The organism is Streptomyces sp. NPDC092952 (genome assembly GCF_044754785.1).
GTDB lineage: Bacteria > Actinomycetota > Actinomycetes > Streptomycetales > Streptomycetaceae > Streptomyces.
Map to the genome: position 1 here is coordinate 141,823 of NZ_JBIVPT010000013.1, position 14,955 is coordinate 156,777.

General features: G+C 73.9%; 14 protein-coding genes. 6 read left to right on the forward strand and 8 right to left on the reverse strand.

Annotation, left to right across the window (positions count from 1 at the left end):
- The first annotated feature begins 2 nt into the window (after positions 1-2).
- Positions 3-1,688: a DUF885 domain-containing protein gene (locus tag ACIQGQ_RS26995; protein ID WP_402400020.1), complete on the forward strand. Its 1,686-nt coding sequence runs from the start codon at positions 3-5 to the stop codon at positions 1,686-1,688.
- Positions 1,689-1,752: 64 nt separating this feature from the next.
- Here ACIQGQ_RS26995 and ACIQGQ_RS27000 read toward each other — a convergent pair whose 3' ends face one another.
- The 3 genes from ACIQGQ_RS27000 to ACIQGQ_RS27010 all read right to left on the reverse strand — a co-directional run bounded on the left by ACIQGQ_RS27000 (position 1,753) and on the right by ACIQGQ_RS27010 (position 6,719).
- Positions 1,753-4,821 (reverse strand): AAA family ATPase, encoded by a 3,069-nt coding sequence (locus ACIQGQ_RS27000; RefSeq protein ID WP_402400023.1) that lies wholly within the window; start codon positions 4,819-4,821, stop codon positions 1,753-1,755.
- Complete coding sequence (locus tag ACIQGQ_RS27005) at positions 4,818-5,981, reverse strand: exonuclease SbcCD subunit D (RefSeq protein WP_402400026.1); 1,164 nt, start codon at positions 5,979-5,981, stop codon at positions 4,818-4,820. The genes ACIQGQ_RS27000 and ACIQGQ_RS27005 overlap by 4 nt, the downstream gene beginning before the upstream one ends.
- 111 nt (positions 5,982-6,092) lie before the next feature.
- A complete protein-coding gene (locus ACIQGQ_RS27010; RefSeq protein ID WP_402400029.1) occupies positions 6,093-6,719 on the reverse strand; it encodes a YigZ family protein in 627 nt (208 codons plus the stop codon).
- A 58-nt stretch (positions 6,720-6,777) separates the two neighbouring features.
- Here ACIQGQ_RS27010 and ACIQGQ_RS27015 point away from each other — a divergent pair, with 58 nt between their 5' ends.
- Together ACIQGQ_RS27015 and ACIQGQ_RS27020 are read left to right on the forward strand one after the other, a co-directional pair.
- Positions 6,778-7,188, forward strand: a complete 411-nt coding sequence (locus ACIQGQ_RS27015) for a CoA-binding protein (protein ID WP_402400030.1) — start codon at positions 6,778-6,780, stop codon at positions 7,186-7,188.
- Positions 7,189-7,262: 74 nt separating this feature from the next.
- Entirely contained in the window at positions 7,263-8,096 is an 834-nt protein-coding gene (locus tag ACIQGQ_RS27020) for an aminoglycoside N(3)-acetyltransferase (protein WP_402400033.1), read from the forward strand.
- 19 nt (positions 8,097-8,115) lie between these two features.
- On the opposite strand, the gene ACIQGQ_RS27025 is transcribed toward ACIQGQ_RS27020, so the two are convergent.
- Together ACIQGQ_RS27025 and ACIQGQ_RS27030 are read right to left on the reverse strand one after the other, a co-directional pair.
- Positions 8,116-8,688 carry a helix-turn-helix domain-containing protein gene (locus ACIQGQ_RS27025; protein WP_402400036.1) on the reverse strand — a complete coding sequence of 191 codons (573 nt, stop codon included), beginning with the start codon at positions 8,686-8,688 and terminating at the stop codon, positions 8,116-8,118.
- Between the two features lie 88 nt (positions 8,689-8,776).
- Positions 8,777-9,532 (reverse strand): acyltransferase, encoded by a 756-nt coding sequence (locus tag ACIQGQ_RS27030; RefSeq protein WP_402400039.1) that lies wholly within the window; start codon positions 9,530-9,532, stop codon positions 8,777-8,779.
- Positions 9,533-9,686: 154 nt separating this feature from the next.
- Here ACIQGQ_RS27030 and ACIQGQ_RS27035 point away from each other — a divergent pair, with 154 nt between their 5' ends.
- A complete protein-coding gene (locus ACIQGQ_RS27035; protein ID WP_402400042.1) occupies positions 9,687-10,217 on the forward strand; it encodes a gamma carbonic anhydrase family protein in 531 nt (176 codons plus the stop codon).
- A gap of 55 nt (positions 10,218-10,272) precedes the next feature.
- On the opposite strand, the gene ACIQGQ_RS27040 is transcribed toward ACIQGQ_RS27035, so the two are convergent.
- Complete coding sequence (locus tag ACIQGQ_RS27040) at positions 10,273-10,932, reverse strand: DedA family protein (RefSeq protein WP_402400044.1); 660 nt, start codon at positions 10,930-10,932, stop codon at positions 10,273-10,275.
- 162 nt (positions 10,933-11,094) lie between these two features.
- A complete protein-coding gene (locus ACIQGQ_RS27045) occupies positions 11,095-11,532 on the reverse strand; it encodes a DUF4442 domain-containing protein (protein WP_402400196.1) in 438 nt (145 codons plus the stop codon).
- Positions 11,533-11,685: 153 nt separating this feature from the next.
- Here ACIQGQ_RS27045 and ACIQGQ_RS27050 point away from each other — a divergent pair, with 153 nt between their 5' ends.
- Together ACIQGQ_RS27050 and ACIQGQ_RS27055 are read left to right on the forward strand one after the other, a co-directional pair.
- Positions 11,686-12,756, forward strand: a complete 1,071-nt coding sequence (locus ACIQGQ_RS27050) for a hypothetical protein (RefSeq protein ID WP_402400047.1) — start codon at positions 11,686-11,688, stop codon at positions 12,754-12,756.
- A gap of 60 nt (positions 12,757-12,816) precedes the next feature.
- Positions 12,817-14,115, forward strand: coding sequence for an MFS transporter (locus ACIQGQ_RS27055; RefSeq protein ID WP_402400049.1), 1,299 nt, complete (start codon positions 12,817-12,819; stop codon positions 14,113-14,115).
- On the opposite strand, the gene ACIQGQ_RS27060 is transcribed toward ACIQGQ_RS27055, so the two are convergent.
- Entirely contained in the window at positions 14,077-14,922 is an 846-nt protein-coding gene (locus ACIQGQ_RS27060; RefSeq protein ID WP_402400052.1) for a spermidine synthase, read from the reverse strand. The genes ACIQGQ_RS27055 and ACIQGQ_RS27060 overlap by 39 nt on opposite strands.
- Positions 14,923-14,955 lie beyond the last annotated feature (33 nt).

Here is a 14,955-nt window from a genome sequence, read left to right on the forward strand (position 1 = left end):
GCATGTCAGACACTCCCAGCAGCGCGCTGCCCCGTCAGGTCGCCGACGCCTACGTCGACGCGTTCATCGAACTCGATCCGGTCTCCGGAACATATCTGGGTGTCGCGGAGAGTTCGCGCCGCCTTCCCGACTTCTCCCCCGCCGGCCAGGAGGCCCTCGCCGAGCTCGCCCGGACCACCCTGGCGAAGCTCGACGCCGCCGAACAGCTGCCCGGTGCGGACAGCGAGGCCGAGCGCCGCTGCGGCCGGCTGCTGCGCGAGCGCCTCACGGCGGAACTCGCCGTCCACGAGGCCGGCGAAGGGCTGTGCACCGTCTCCAACCTGTCCTCCCCGGCGCACAGCGTCCGTGAGGTGTTCACGGTGACGCCGACCGACACCGACGAGGACTGGGCCGCGATCGTGGACCGGCTCAACGCGGTGCCCGCCTCCCTGGAGGGCTACCGCGCCTCGCTGGCGCTCGGTCTGGAGCGCGGGCTGTACGGCGGTCCGCGCGCCACGGCCACGTTCGTCGGCCAGCTCGACGAGTGGGCGGGCCAGGGCCGTGACGGCTTCTTCCAGGAGTTCGTGGCCGAGGGCCCGCAGGCGCTGCGCGCCGCCCTGGACAAGGGCGCCGATCTGGCCACGGAGGCGGTCGCTTCCCTCCGCGACTGGATGCGCGACGTCTACGCCCCGGCGGTCGAGGGCGCGCCGGACACGGTGGGCCGCGAGCGCTACGCGCGCTGGGTGCGGTACTTCAACGGCACCGACCTGGATCTCGACGAGGCGTACGCGTACGGCTGGTCCGAGTACCACCGGCTGCTCGGCGAGATGCGGACCGAGGCCGAGAAGGTGCTGCCCGGCGCCGGTCCGTGGGAGGCGCTGGCCCACCTCGATGTGCACGGCACGCACATCGAGGGGGTGGACGAGGTGCAGGCCTGGCTGCAGAAGCTGATGGACGAGGCGATCGAGGCACTCGACGGCACCCACTTCGAACTCGCCGAGCGGGTACGGAAGGTGGAGTCCCGGATCGCCCCGCCCGGCGGTGCGGCCGCCCCGTACTACACGGGCCCCTCCGAGGACTTCTCCCGTCCCGGGCGCACCTGGCTCCCCACGATGGGCGAGACCAGGTTCCCGGTGTACGACCTGGTGTCGACCTGGTACCACGAGGGGGTGCCCGGCCACCATCTGCAGATCGCGCAGTGGGCGCACGTGGCCGACAGCCTCTCCCGATACCAGGCGTCGATCGGCGGGGTCAGCGCCAACTGCGAGGGCTGGGCGCTCTACGCGGAGCGGCTGATGGACGAGCTGGGCTTCCTGCCGGACGCGGAGCGCCGGCTCGGCTACCTGGACGCGCAGATGATGCGGGCCTGCCGGGTGATCGTGGACATCGGCATGCACGCGGGGATGGAGATCCCGGCGGACTCCCCCTTCCACCCGGGCGAGCGCTGGACCCCGGAGCTGGCGCAGGAGTTCTTCGGCAACCACAGCGGACGCCCCGCCGACTTCGTGGAGAGCGAGCTGACCCGCTACCTCTCGATGCCGGGGCAGGCCATCGGCTACAAGCTGGGCGAGCGGGCCTGGCTGCTGGGCCGGGAGAACGCCCGCAAGGCGCACGGCGACGCCTTCGACGCCAAGTCCTGGCACATGGCGGCGCTGTCGCAGGGTCCGCTCGGGCTCGACGACCTGGTCGAGGAGCTGTCCCGGCTCTGACCGCCCCGGGGCGCCGGGTCCGGGTCCGCACCGGACCCCGGCCCGGCCGCCCGGGACGCCGTCGTCAGCCGGTCCGTTGCCCGGCGGTGTGGTGCCGCACCACCGAGCCCTGCCGCTCCTTGACCACTTCGAGCTGGACGGGGACGCGGCGGCGCAGATCGGCGACGTGGCTGACGATGCCGACACTGCGGTCCCGTTCGCGCAGCGAGTCCAGTACGTCGAGCACTTCGTCGAGGGTCTGCTCGTCCAGGCTGCCGAAGCCCTCGTCGATGAAGAGGGTGTCCAGCCGTACGCCGCCGGCCTCGTCGGTGACGACGTCGGCGAGTCCGAGCGCCAGGGCGAGCGAGGCGAAGAAGGTCTCGCCGCCCGAGAGCGTCGCGGTGTCCCGCTCCCGGCCGGTCCAGGCGTCGACGACGTGGAGGCCCAGGCCCGACCGGCGGCCGCCGGCGCGGGCGTCGGAGTGGACCAGTGTGTAGCGCCCGGACGACATGCTCCGGAGCCGGGCGGTGGCCGCCGCGGCGACCTGTTCGAGCCGGGCGGCGAGCACGTACGACTCCAGTCGCATCCTGCGCCCGTTGTCCGCGGAGGTTCCGGCGGTGAGCCCGGCCAGCCGGGCCACCCGGTCGTACTCCTCGCGCAGGGGGCCCAGTCCGCGTACTTCCCGCTCGGCCTCCCGGGAGAGCCGGTCGAGCTCGGTGGCGCGTTCGCGGGCGGCGGCCAGCGCGGCGGCGGCGTCCCGCAGCGACCGCTCGGCCGTGTCGTGCGCGGCCTGCGCCCCGGCCACCTCGGCCCGCGGGCGGTCGGCGGCGTCCCGGGTCGCCGCTTCGGCCAGCCGGTCGGCCACCGCCGCCTCCTCCGCCTGCCAGGCGTCGACGAGGCGCTGGAGCTCGCGCTGCGCGGCCCCGTCGAGAAGAGCCCCGGCGGCCTCCCGCGGAGTGTCGAACCCGGACCGGAACGCGGCGTCCGCGAGCCGGCCGTCGGCCTCCTTGCGGCGCTGTGCGGCCGCCTCCTCCTGGCGCACCGCCTCGGCGGCCGAGACGAGCAGCGCGACCCGGCGTTCCAGCAGCGCCGCGTGTTCGGCGACGTCGGCGGCGTCTCCCCGGGCGGTCGCCAACTCGGCCTCCAGGGCGGCCTGCTCGCGGTCCAGGGCCTCGCGCTGGGAGGTGCGGGCCGCGGCGCGGCGTTCGGCGAGGCGGCGTCCGTCGAGGCGTTCGGCCTGTTCCCGCTCGGCGGCGGCGAGCGCCTCGCGTGCGGCGTGGGTGCCGGACGCGGTGCGGTGGGCCTCGGTGTGCAGGGCCGTCAGGCGGTCGACGAGAGCGGTGAGTCCGGCGGTCGTCGGGTCGTCGGCGGGTCCGGCCGGCCCCTCGGCGCGGGCCTCCTCCCCCGGTGCCGTTCCGGGATCCGACGCCGCCGCGCGGGCCGCCGTGTGCTGTTCACGCACGGCCGCGAGGTCGCGGTCGGCCCGGGTCCGTGCCTCCTCGGCGTCCCGGTACTCGGCCAGCGCCCGGTCCTCGGCCGTTTTGTCGACATGCCCATCGGCGGCGCGGGCCGGCCGGGGATGTTCGGCCGAGCCGCAGACCTTGCACTCCTCCCCGTCCACCAGTTCGGCGGCCAGCTCCGCCGCGATGTCGCGGAGCCGTCGCTCGCGGAGGTCCAGCCACGTCTCGTGGGCGGCGGCGGCGCGTTCCCGGCTCCCGGTGAGCCGGCCGGTGGCGTCCGAGACCCGGGCGGCGAGCGCGTCGCGCCGGTGGGCGGCGGCCAGCCGGGCACGGGCCGGTTCCAGTCGGCCGGCGAGCTGTTCGGCCCGGGTGGCGGCGTCCCGGGCCGCCTCGATACGGGCGTGCAGGCCGTCGCGGGTGGCCGCCCAGCCGGCCAGCCAGTTCTCGGCCTCGCGGATCAGCTCGTCGTCGGCCCTGGCCTGGTGCTCCAGTGCGGTCCGCTCGGTGTCGATCCGGGCACTGCGCCGTTCGGCGCGCCGGGCCGCGTCCAGAGCGCCGAGCTCCTGGCGCAGCCGCCGCTCCAACTCCGCCAGCTGTTCGGCACCGGCCTCGGCCAGGTCGGCGGGGAGTGCGGCGCGGGCGTGGTCGCGGTCCCGGCAGGCGTTGCGATGGGCGCGCTCGGCCTCCTCGCACAGCTCCAGGGCGGGCGCGACCAGCTCGGCCCGGCGGGCCCGGGCGAGGCGTTCACGGTGCTGGTCGTGGTCGGGGCGGCGGGCCTCCAGTGCGGCGGAGCGGTGGAGCGTCTCGGCGTGGCGCTGCTGGAGTGCGGCGAGTTCGCGGGTGCGGTCGAGGGTCCGGCGGGCCGCCGCCTGGCGGCCCTCGGCCGCCGCGAGGACGCAGCCGGCGATGTCGAGCCGTTCGCGGGCGGCGCTGCGGGCCGTCGCGGCCCACTCCAGCACGCCGCCGGTGAGCCCCGGATCACCGGCCTGGAGTTCGGGGAGCGGGACCTCGTGCCCGGCAGGTCCGGCGGCCTGGGCGATCCGCTGGGCCACCGCGAGGACCCGCTCGTCCCCGGCCCTGGCCCTGGTCTCGGCGCGACGGCGCAGCTCGGCAAGCCGGTCCTCCACCGCGGCGAAGCGGTGGGTGTCGAAGAGCCTGCCGAGGAGCTTGCCCCGGGCCTCGGCATCGGCCCGCAGGAAGCGGGCGAAATCGCCCTGCGGCAAGAGCACCACCTGGCAGAACTGCTCCCGGCTCATCCCCACGAGCCCGGTGATCTCCTCGCCGATCTCCTGGTGCGAGCGGCTGAGCGGCCGCCAGCCGTCGTCGGGGCCGTACTCCCGCAGGTAGCTCTGGGCCCGCTCCGTCGTGAAGCCGCTGCCCTTCTTCTTGGGGCGGGGCTGGGCGGGGCGCCGGGTGATTTCGAGGCGGCGGCCGCCGACGGTCAGCTCCAGTCTGATCTCGGTGGCGAGATCCGCCGGGGCGTGGTCGCTGCGCAGGGAGGCGCCCGGGCTCTGGCGGGCGCCGGGCACCGCGCCGTAGAGGGCGTAGCAGACCGCGTCGAGCACCGAGGTCTTGCCCGCTCCGGTGGGGCCGTGCAGCAGGAAGAGCCCGGCCGAGGCGAGCGCGTCGAAGTCGATCTCCTGGGTGGCGCCGAACGGCCCGAAGGCGGTGACGGCGAGCCGGTGCAGCCTCACGGGCTCACCTCGTGCAGGCCGTCCGTCACCCGGACGTGGTCGAAGGCGTCGCGCAGCACGGTGCGTTCCGCCGCGTCGGCGGCGCCACCGCGTACATGGGCCACGAAGTCCTCCGCGATCTGCTGGTCGTCGCGCCCCCTGAGGCGCTGGGCGTAGGAGGCGAGCGGGTCGTCGGGGGCCCGGTCAGGCTCGAAGGCGAGGCTGAGCGTGTGCGGGAACCGTTCGGCCAGCCGGGCCATCGGCTCGTCCGGGCGGACCGGGTCGGTGAGCGTGGCCTCGACCCAGGCGTCGCGGTGCCGCTCCAGGGCGGGGTCGTCGAGGAGCCGGTCGAGGTGTCCGCGGATACGGGCGAGCGGGCGGGGCACCGGGCAGTCGACGCGCTCGGCGGTGACGGTGCCCGGGGCGTCCAGCTCGATCAGCCACATGGTCTTGCGGTGGGCGGCCTCGGAGAAGGAGTACGCGAGCGGCGAGCCCGAGTAGCGGACGCGCTCGGAGAGGGTCTGGCTGCCGTGCAGGTGGCCGAGGGCCACGTAGTCGATTCCGTCGAAGACCCCGGCGGGCACGGCGGCCACCCCGCCGACGGTGATGTCGCGCTCGCTGTCGCTGGGCTCGCCGCCCGCGACGAAGGCGTGCGCGAGCACCACGGACCGGGTGCCCCCGGGCCGGGCCGCCAGATCCGCGCGGACCCGCTCCATGGCCGCGGTCAGCACGGCCTCGTGGCCCGCCCGGTCCGCCCCGAGGACGTCCTTCACCAGGGACGGTTCCAGGTACGGCAGCCCGTAGAAGGCCACCTCGCCGTGGGTGTCGCGCAGGACGACGGGGGTGGCGCAGTCGGCGGGGTCGGTGCGCAGATGGATCCCGGCCCGTCCGATCAGGCCCGCGCCGACGCCGAGCCGGCGCGCCGAATCGTGGTTCCCGGAGATCATCACGGTGGGTACGCCCTCGGCGGCGAGCCGGTGCAGCGCGTCGTCGAAGAGTTCGACGGCGGCCAGCGGCGGCACCGCCCGGTCGTAGACGTCGCCCGCGACGACGACCGCGTCCACCTCGCGCTCCCGCACCGTCGCCACCAGGTGGTCCAGGAAGGCGGCCTGTGCGTCGAGCAGCGGGACCCGGTGGAAGGAGCGGCCCAGGTGCCAGTCCGACGTGTGCAGAATTCTCAAGACCCGGCTCCGACCCGCATCGCTCTTCCCCGCCGCCCGTCCGCCGCGGCCGGCCCCTCACAGTCTCGCATCACCGCCGGCCGTGTCCGCCGGGTCGCGGTGCCGCTCCGCTCAGGCGTCCCCGTACGCCTCGCCGCCCAGCTCCAGCGTGGCCTCGCCCGCCGTCGCGTCGGCCAGCCAGCCCCGGAAGGACTCCACGTCCGCGTCCGGCAGCCCGATCTCGATGACGACTGCCTCCGCGTAGCGGACCTCACGGACCGAGCGGCCGGTGGCGCGGAGGTCGTTCTCCAGCTTGCCCGCGCGCTGGTGGCCGACGGTGATCGTGGCGAGCCGGAACCGGTGCCGGGTGACGGTGCCGAGCGCGTCGATGGCCTCGCCGACCACTCCGCCGTAGGCTCTGATCAGCCCGCCCGCGCCGAGCTTGATCCCACCGTAGTAGCGGGTGACGACGGCGACGACGTAGCGCATCTCCCGGCGGGTCAGCATCTGGAGCATGGGCACGCCCGCGGTGCCCCCGGGCTCCCCGTCGTCGCTCGCCCTCTGCACGGAGGCGTCGGCGCCGATCACGTAGGCGAAGCAGTTGTGGGTGGCGGTCGGGTGCTCGGCGCGGACACGTGCGACGAACTCCTGCGCCTCCTGCTCGGTGGCGGCGGGGGCGAGCGCGCAGATGAAGCGCGATCGGTTGATCTCGGTCTCGTGCACGCCCGCTTCGGCGACGGTCCGGTACTGCTCCTGCATCCGGCCACCCTATGCCCCGGGCGGGAATGGTCCCGGGCCGCCGTCCGTTGTCCGGATCATGTATGCGGACGACGAGACGATCAGCCGGATTCTCCGGGACAGCGGCGACACCTGGGCCGTGGTGGGGCTGTCGGGCAACCGCTCACGCGCGGCCTACCGCGTCGCGGAGGTGCTCCAGCGCTTCGGCAAGCGGGTGGTGCCGGTCCACCCGAAGGCGGAGCGGGTGCACGGCGAGGACGGCTACGCCTCGCTGGCCGACATCCCCTTCCCGGTCGACGTGGTGGACGTGTTCGTCAACAGCGAGCTGGCGGGCGCGGTCGCCGACGAGGCGGTCGCGGCGGGGGCCGGGGCCGTCTGGTTCCAGCTCGGTGTGATCGACGAGGCGGCGTACGAGCGGACCCGCGCGGCCGGTCTGGACATGGTCATGGACCGGTGCCCCGCCATCGAGATCCCCAGACTGGGCGGCTGACGCCGAGGGTCCGCGCCGTTCGTCCAGATGTGCGCGGTGTCGCTCCGGGCGGCCGACCGGGACAATGGCCCGCTGTGACCACTTCGACCGCACCCGCCGTCGCGCACACCCGGACCGGCCTGACCGGACAGCTGAGGGCGCTCGGGGTAGAGCCCGGCGGAATTCTGCTGGTGCACGCCTCGATGCGCGCGGTGGGGCCGGTGAGCGGTTGGGCCCGTGCGCTGGCCGGTGCGGTGCGGGACGCGCTCGGTCCGGGCGGAACGCTCGTCGTGCCCGCCTTCACCCCGGAGAACTCCGACACCTCCCCGCACTACCTCGACCGGGTGCGCGGCCTGGACGACCGGGCCCGCGAGGCGGTGCGGGCGGCCATGCCGCCGTTCGACGAGGCGACCCCCGCCCCCTCGGTGGGCCGCATGGCGGAGGCGGTGCGGCTCGGTCCGGGCGCGGTGCGCAGCGGGCACCCGCAGACGTCCTTCGCCGCGGTCGGCCCGTCGGCCCGGAGCCTGCTGGCCGGCCACCGCCCCGACTGCCATCTCGGCGAGGACTCGCCCCTGGCCCGGCTCTACGAGTCCCGGGCCCAGGTCCTCCTGCTCGGCACCGGCTTCGACACCTGCACCGCCTTCCACCTCGGCGAGTACCGCGTACCCGCCCCGCCCCGCCGGACCTACCGCTGCGTGGTGACGCTGGCGGGGGTGCGCCAGTGGTGGGAGTACGAGGACGTCGCCCTGGACGACAGCGACTTCGCGGCCCTGGGCGCGGACTTCGCCCGCGTCTCCGGCCCCCTGGTGAACGCCGGCCCGGTGGGTTCCTCGACGAGCCGCCTCTTCCGCGTCACCGACGCGGTGGACTTCGCCTCCCACTGGCTGCCGTCCCACCGCGATCCCGTGCTCCGCGGCACGCGCGGCTGAGCGCGGACCGGCCGCCGGTTCAGCGTACGGGCGGGACGGAGACCGTCATGGTGATCTCCACCGGTTCGGGGCCGTCGTTGCGGTAGGCATGGGGGTGGTGCGCCTCGAACGACGCGGAGTCGCCGGCCGGTACGGCGTGGGCGGTTCCGCCGACGACCAGGGTGAGTTCGCCCGCGGTGACGTGGAGCAGTTCGACGGTGCCCTCGGGGTGCGGGTCGGAGGTGGTGCCCTCGCCCGGCATGAGGCGCCAGGTCCACAGTTCGAGGGGCCCGTGCGCCTCCGCGCCGACGTGCAGGACGGTGGAGCTGCCCGCCTCGGTGGACCACAGGCGCACCGCCCGGTCGCCGGGCACCAGCCGGACCGGGGAGTCCTGCGCGCGGTCGAGGAGTGCGGTGACGCTGACGCCCAGCGCGTCGGCGAGTCTGACCGTGGTGCCGACGCTCGGGTTGGTGCGGGCCTGCTCGATCTGGATGATCATTCCTCGGCTGACCCCGGCGCGGGCGGCGAGCACGTCCAGGGTGAAGCCGCGCTCTCCCCGCCAGCGCTTGAGATTGCGGGCCAGTGCCTGGGTGAGTCGATCGAGATCTGCCACATTCCGTCCAAGACTTTGGATGAAAAGGTCAAAAAACATCGCACCACGGTGGAGTGAGCTCCACCGCGCACCGCACTGTACTGCGCGGTCACCCGGTCGGCGGGTCCTCCGTCTCGGCCGGTTCCGCCAGGGCCAGCAACTGCTCGGGGGTGGCGTCCGCCGGTATCGGGACCGGGGCCGGGGTGCGCATCGGCGGCTGCCAGCCCTTCTCGGGGTCCCAGCTGCGTACGGCGCGGGCGGGGGCGCCCGCCACCACCGTGTGGTCGGGCACCGTTCCCCGTACCACCGCGCCCGCGGCGACCACCACGTTGCGCCCGAGGGTGGCGCCGGGGAGGATCACCGCCCCGGTGCCGATCCAGCAGCCGGGCCCGATGGCGACGGGTTCCATCCGGGGCCACTGCCGGCCGACCGGCTCGTGCGGGTCGTCGTAGCTGTGGTTCGTGGACGTGATGTACACGTAGGGCCCGCAGTACGTGTCCGGGCCGATGGTGACCCGCGTGTCGGCGACGACGTGGCTGCCCCGGCCGAGCACCACCCCGTCGCCCAGGGTCAGGATCGGGTCGGGCCCCAGGTCGAGGTCGGGCATGAGTCCCGCGGTCAGCGTGACCTGCTCGCCGATCACGCAGTGCGCGCCCAGTTCGATCCACCGTTCCCCGAAGACCGTGCCCTGGGGGAAGGCCAGCCGGGTGCCCTCGCCGATCCGGCCGAAGCGTAGGGTGCCGGGGCGGTCCGCGGTGACCGCGCCCGTCTCCCGGACCCAGCGCCAGCCGCGGTGCACGGCCCGGGACAGGGCACGGCGCCGCCGGGCGGCGAGGGAGGAGAGCACGTTCCTGGTTGTCGGCACGGGCTCACGCTAGTCGGCGCCGGAGGTCCGATCGCCGGGGCGACCTGTGATGTTCACCCCACTCGGCCGCCGTCCGCCGGCCGTCGCATACCGTTCCCCTGCCGGGGCCGGACGGCCCCGGCCGTACGGGACCCGAGCACGGAAGGAGCACGCCATGGCGGAGCGGGCGTTGATCACGGGACTGGGCGGCAAGGAGCCGGACATCGACGCGGCGGCCTTCGCGACGCCCACCTCGGTGGTCGTCGGCGAGGTCACGCTGGCCGCGGGCGCCAGCGTCTGGTACCAGGCCGTACTGCGCGCCGACTGCGCCCCGATCACCGTCGGGGCCGACAGCAACATCCAGGACAACTGCAGCGTCCACGGCGACCCCGGCTTCCCCGTCACGGTGGGCGAACGCGTCTCGGTCGGGCACAACGCCGTGCTCCACGGCTGCGCCGTCGAGGACGACGTCCTGGTGGGCATGGGCGCGACCGTCCTCAACGGCGCCCGGATCGGCGCCGGTTCGCTGATCGCGGCGCAGGCACTGGTCCCGCAGGGGATGCAGGTGCCCCCGGGCTCGCTGGTCGCCGGGGTTCCCGCCAAGGTGAAGCGGCAGCTCACCGAGGAGGAACGGGAAGGGATCAGGTTCAACGCGGTGGGCTACGTGGAGCTCGCCAAGGCGCACCGTCTGGCCCACGAGGGCTGAACGGGCGGCCGGGAACGTACGGCGGGCGCGGCCGGTGCGGCCGCGCCCGTGACCGTCACTCCCCGGCGGGCACCGCCGACGCCTCGGGCGCGGAACTCGCCGAGATCCGCTCGGCCGCCTTCTTGGCGCGGCTGCGCACGACCAGCATCGAGGTGATGCCGACCAGCACCGCGGCCACCAGGCCGAGGTACGAGAACCGCTTGAGCCAGGCCTCGGCCACCACGCCGACCGAGTAGACGACGGCGGTGGTGCCGCCCGCCCAGACGATGCCGCCGAGCAGATTGGCGGTCAGGAACCGCCAGTAGGGCATGTGCAGGACACCGGCCAGCGGGCCCGCGAAGATCCTCAGCAGCGCGATGAAGCGGCCGAAGAACACCGCCCACATGCCCCATTTGTCGAACGACCGCTCCGCCAGCGCTATCTGGGGCTCACCGAAGTGCTTGGGGAACTTCCGGCCCAGCCGGGCGAGGAGCGGGCGGCCGCCCTTGCGGCCGATAGCGTACCCGATGGAGTCACCGATGACCGCGCCCGCCGAGGCACAGGCCCCGAGAACCCACGGATTGATCCCGTCGTGCCCGGCGGCCAGGAGCGCCGCGCTGACCAGAACGATCTCGCCCGGCAGCGGAATACCGAGGCTCTCCAGCCCGATGACCCCGGCCACCAGGGCGTAGACGCTGATCGCGGGGATGGTCTCCAGCCATTCCTGGATGTGCAACGCCCGTTCCTCCCGAAGCTGTTGTCCGCTGCTCGCCGGGCGACTCCTCGGCGCACGGCGGGCAGCCTACCTGCCTCCGCGACCGCCGGGACAGCGCGAAGGGCCGCCGCACACCCCCGGGTCGGGCAGGTGGCAGCGGCCCCTCTCGGGACGGACCGGACTTCAGGAGTGGGGACGCAGCGTCCAGACGACCGTCATCTCTCCGGTCACCGCACCGTCCTCGCGCCGGATCTCGATGGCCACCGGGAACTCCGGCCGGTCGCCCGCGTCGAGTTCGGCGACGACCTCGGCCGCCGGGCGTCCGAGGGTCGCGGTGGCGGTGACGACGCCCTTGGCCAGCTTCTTGTAACCGATCTCCGCCTTCACGGCCAGCGGCACGGCGCGTGACATCTGGTCGCCGAAGGCGGCGATCACGATCGCTCCGCTCGCCGACTCCGCCAGCGTGAACATCGCTCCGGCGTGCGGTCCGCCGATGTGGTTGTGGTACTCCGCCTGGTCCGGCAGGCGGACCACCGCACGTTCGGGGGTCGTCTCCAGGAATTCGAGATGGAGGGTCCGGGCCATCGGGACCGTCGCCACGAGCATCTCGCCGACGGTCATCTGTTCAGCACTCATGACCAGATGTTACTCACGGGTAGATATCTTTGGCCATCCCCGCGCTCCCCGGGCGACCGCCGCTGATCGCTTCCTTCACCGTCCGCTCACGGGGGCGGACGTAGCAGACCGGCCACCGCACCTCTATCGTTACTCGCCATGTGGCCAGGACAGCAGCCGCCCGGGGGCGAGCAAAACCCGCAGGACCAGAATCAGAACCCGTACCAGCAGCCGGGTTACCAGCAGCCGAATCCCTATCAGCAGCCGGGATATCAGCAGCAGGGCCAGCCCGTACCGCAGCCGGGACACCCGCAGCAGGGCCAGCAGCCCGGCTACCCGCAGCCGAACCCGTACCAGCAGCCGACCGTGCCGCAGTACGCGGTGGCCGGGCCGCCCGGGGACCTCCAGCCCGGCGGCGGTGACAACAAGAAGAAGAACACCGTCATCGCGATCGTCGCGGCCACCGCGGTCGTCGTGGCCGCCGTGGTCACCGGTGTCGTGGTGATGAACAAGAAGGGCGACAAGAAGGGCGACGTCGCCGACGGCAAGCAGTCCTCGGCGCCCGCCAAGCCGTCCGACAGCGCTTCCGACGAGGCGAACCCGCGCGGTGCCGGGGACGATCCCAAGCCCCTCATCCCCGGGTGGAAGGTCGTCACCAACCCCAAGTGGGGCACGCAGTTCGACGTGCCCGGCGACTGGGAGGTCGGCAAGCCCGGCACCACCTCGTACTTCGAGGACGAGAAGAAGGGCGACGGCTCCCCGCTCATCGGCTTCTCCGCGCCGTCCTACTTCCAGAGCAAGTGGTGCGTGGACGACTCCGACAAGGACGGCGTCGAGGAGACCTCCAGCCTCGCCAGTGCCGGTACCCGGGGTGCCCAGGGCGCCACCGACGCGGCCAAGAACGCGCACAGCGAGGCGGGCACCTGGGTGTGGGCCGCCTATGCGCAGCACATGCCGCAGAGCACCATCAAGTTCACCGAGGCCAAGCAGTACACCACCAAGTCGGGGCTCACCGGCCAGGTCGTCACCGCAACCGCCCCGAACGTCAAGAAGGTGAAGAAGTGCGACAGTGACGGCAAGGCCATCGCATTCACCTTCAAGAACAAAGAGAACGAGTTCGCCTCCTGGGTGCTGTACGGGGCCGCCGGCGTCAAGGACGAGCTCCCGGACTCCACCATCCAGCAGATCCTGAGCACGGTCCGGCTGGTGGACGTCGTCAAGTCGGAGTGACCGCTCCGCCGCCGGGAAATCGGTTGGCACGGGACGGGGCGCGGAAGGCATAGTCCGCGGGTGACCTCCGCTTCCGCCTCCCTGTCCCGTCCGCAGCGCTCCGGCCGCAACTACCGGCTGCTGACCGCCGCCGCGATCATCACGGGTCTGGGTACCCATGGCGCGTTGATCGCGGCGGCGTTCGCCGTACTGAAGGCGGGCGGTGACAGCGGGGACGTCGGGCTGGTGGCCGCGGCGAGGGCCGCGCCCCTGGTGCTCTTCCTGCTGATCGGCGGCGCGATCGCGGACCGGCTGCCCCGCCATCGCGTGATGGTCGCGGCGAACACCGTCAACTGCCTCTCGCAGGCCGCGTTCGCCTGGCTGGTGCTGGCCGGTGATCCTCAGCTGTGGCAGATGATGCTGCTCACCGCGTTGTGCGGGACGGGGCAGGCGTTCTTCAATCCGGCGGCCGAGGGCATGCTGATGTCCAGCGTCGACCGGGAGCAGGCGAGCCGGGCCTTCGCCCTGTTCCGGATGGCGATGCAGGGCGCGTCGATCGGCGGTGCCGCGCTCGGCGGCGCGATGATCGCGGCGATGGACCCGGGCTGGGTGCTGGCCGTCGACGCCGCGGCCTTCGCCGTGGCGGGTGTGCTGCGCGCGTTCCTGGATGTGAGCCACATCCCTCCGCGCGCGCCGGGTGGCGGCCTGTTGGCCGATCTGCGCGACGGCTGGAAGGAGTTCATCGGCCGCCCCTGGCTGTGGAGCATCGTGGCGCAGTTCTCGGTGGTCGTCGCGGCGGTGGGTGCCGCCGAGTCGGTGTACGGTCCGCTGGTCGCCCGGGACGAGCTGGGCGGGGCACGGCCCTGGGGCTTCGCGCTCGCCGCGTTCGGGGTCGGCACGGTGGGCGGGGCGCTGCTGATGACGCGCTGGAAGCCGCGGCGGATGCTGCTGGCCGGGACGCTCTGCGTCTTCCCGCTGGCGCTGCCCTCGGCGGGCCTGGCGGTGCCGCTGCCGGTGGGCGCCCTCTGCGTGGTGATGCTCGTCAGCGGGGTCGCCATCGAGGTGTTCGGGGTCGCCTGGATGACGACCATGCACCAGGAGATCCCGGAGGAGAAGCTCTCCCGGGTCTCCGCCTACGACTGGTTCGGCTCGGTGGCGATGATGCCGGTGGCCACCGCGCTCGCCGGTCCGGTGGAGTCGGTGGTCGGGCGGAGTCAGGCGCTGTGGGGCTGCGCGGCGCTGATCGTGCTGGTCACCGGGGCCGTCCTGTTCGTACCGGACGTACGCCGGCTGACCCGGGCCCCCGCCTCGGCCGAGGTGGCGAAGAGCCCGGGGCCGGTCTCAGCCGATGCTGAAGGCGCCGTCGGGCGGCTCGGGTGAGGCGACCGCCTCCCCGTCCCCGACCGGCCGGGCCCCACCGGCCAGCCGTTCCAGCGCGGTGCCGTACTCGACCCGGGCCGGGAAGGCGTCGGCGGCGCAGCGCCGGGTGAGCGTCGCGATGTCGAGGGGGGCCGGGGAGGCGACGAGCACCAGGTTGCCGAAGCGCCGGCCGCGCAGCACCGCCGGCTCGGCGATCAGCGCCAGCTCCTCGAAGACGGCGGCGAGGGTGGCGAGCTGGGAGCGGAGGAAGCCGAAGGGCGCGCCGTCGGCGAGGTTGGCCGCGTAGATCCCGCCGTCCCGCAGCGCCCGCCGGGCGGCGTGCGCGTACTCGACGGAGGTGAGGTGGGCGGGTACCCGCGAGCCGCCGAAGACGTCCGCGACCACGAGGTCCAGCGAGCCGGGCGGGGTCTTCTCCAGTAGGCCCCGCGCGTCCGTGCCGTGGACGGTGATGCCACTGTCCTCGGGTACCGGAAGGTGCTCGGCGACCAGTGCGAGGAGGCCCAGGTCGGCCTCGGCGACGTCCTGCCGGGAGCCGGGCCTGGTCGCGGCGGTGTAGCGGGGCAGGGTGAGCGCGCCGCCGCCGAGGTGGAGCACGTCCAGCGGCGCGCCCGGTGCCCCGGCGCAGTCGACGACGTGGGCGAGCCGCCGCGCGTACTCGAACTCCAGGTGGTCCGGCGCATCGAGGTCGACGTAGGACTGGGGCGCGCCGTCTACGGTGAGCAGCCAGGCCCGGTCCCGGTCCACGTCGGGGAGAAGTCTGGCGATGCCCTGGTCCACGTTCCGGATCACCGGTATCGAGTCGTTCACTCCCCCATTGTGGGGTGCCCGCCCGGCCGCCGC